General features: G+C 62.3%; 1 protein-coding gene. It reads left to right on the top strand.

The window, feature by feature from the left end; all coding sequences use genetic code 11:
- Window positions 1-272: 272 nt before the first annotated feature.
- A complete protein-coding gene (locus tag WBQ44_RS03920; protein ID WP_495565429.1) occupies window positions 273-1,331 on the top strand; it encodes a fused (3R)-hydroxyacyl-ACP dehydratase subunits HadA/HadB in 1,059 nt (352 codons plus the stop codon).
- The last annotated feature ends 549 nt before the right edge of the window (window positions 1,332-1,880 follow it).

Genomic DNA, 1,880 nt, shown 5'->3' with positions numbered 1-1,880 from the left:
CGCCGGAGCCGGAGCCGGAGCCGACGGACGCCGACGCCGACGAATCGTCGGAGTCGGCAAGAGACGACAAGTCGGTGGGCAGACAACTGGTGGGCCCCGAGCCGCGCGAACGATGAAACGAATCCCTCGTAGGTGTGACGGACCAGTCCCCTCCGCCTCCAACAGCCTGAGTATGTGTGCGACAACCACTCTGGGAGGGGTGTCGCTATGACGTGCCACAACCCTGGGCTTGCGCGTGTACTCGCAGCGTCCCGCCCGGTATGTTCCCACTGATGAGTGAGAATGTGGCAGTCACCGAGACGTTCGATCCGGCCGAGCACGTCCGAGAGATGATCGGTCGGCACTACCGCACAGCGGACTTCTACGAAGTTGGCCGCGAGAAGGTGCGCGAGTACGCCCGCGCGGTGCAGGACTTCAACCCGGTGCACTGGGAGGGTGACGCCGCGAAGGCGCTCGATTACCCCAATGTCGTCGCACCGCTCACGTTCATGTCGCTCGTGGGCACCCTCGCGCAGAAGCGGCTGCTGCAGAAGATCGCAGTCGGGTTCGACCTGAGTCAGATGTTGCAGACAGACCAGGTCCTGCAATTCCATCAGCCGATCGTTGCCGGCGACCAGTTGTACTGCGACGTCTCCCTCGATTCGTACAAAGAGGTGATGGGCAAAGACATGATGGTCACCAAGAACATCGTGTCCAATCAGCGCAACGAGCTCGTCCAGACGACGTACACCACCCTGCTCATCGGCCGCGAGGGCGACGTCGACAAGGGGATCGTCGAGGCCGTCGAAAATCTCGTGATGCACGGGGCTACAACGCTCGCGGCGCGGGCCAACGCCGCCGATCACGACGACGACGAGGAGCAGGTGGAGCATCCACCGTTGGCCGTCGTCGACAACAGAGCGACTGCAGCCTCCAAGTTCGAGGATGTCGCAGTCGGAGACACGCTACCCGGCAGGACGTTTCGTCTCACGCGCGGTGACCTCGTCAATTATGCCGGTGTCGCGGGTGACGCGAACCCAATCCACTGGAGCGAGCAGTTCGCCAAGCTCATCGATTTGGACAACGTTCTGGCGCACGGAATGCTCACCATGGGTCTCGGTGGCGGGTACATCACCGAATGGGTCGGCGATCCGGGTGCAGTGAAGGACTACACGGTCCGGTTCACCGCGCCCATTCCGGTCGACGCCCACCGCGCCGCGGAGTTGGAATTCAGTGGCAAGATCAAGTCGCTGGATCCCGAAACCCGCACAGCAGTAATCTCTCTCGGCGCAACCTTCGAGGGCAAGCGAATCTTCGGTCACCGTGCCACCGCAACGGTGCAGCTGGCCTGAGATGAAGTGGCCCGACGGCTTTGTTCCGCCCGAGGCCATTCCGCACGACTCCATGGCTGCCGGTATTTGACCCGATTGAAACCGCGAAAGCCCCTTCGACCGCTCTGGTCGACGGGGCTTTCTCGGTTCAAGGGCGCGTCACCACCAGCCCAGTGCCGATCCGTTGGTGACGATGGCGAAGAGGTCGGTGAGTAGAGAGAAGAAGACGCCGAGCATGAGGGGGTTCCTTTCGGGGTTGTCGAGCTTTGCGGTCGTTAATTCTACGACGTGAGATCACTGCGTTCGACGCCTGCCGACAGACATCACCTCTTGCGGGCGTCGCCGTGTTGTGCGTTCCTCGAAAACATGACAACAGGAAAGGCGGACTCCGCCACTCTCGCGTGAGCGCCGCGTCGACTGCCTCGAGGGCTCAAGCCCGGGCTGGGTCCATCGAAAGTACTTTTATCTTTGCCGAGCGGTTGTTCGGCGTCCCCGGCCTGCGTGACGAGTGGTTGCGGCGCGGCCTGTGTACCCGTCCTTCCGATCGGTTCACAGCGGAAGCGTCTGTAT

Source organism: Rhodococcus sp. (in: high G+C Gram-positive bacteria), assembly GCF_049591685.1.
Lineage (GTDB): Bacteria > Actinomycetota > Actinomycetes > Mycobacteriales > Mycobacteriaceae > Rhodococcoides.
Note: the sequence above shows the minus strand (reverse complement) of the source record. Positions and strands in the feature narration are given on the sequence as shown.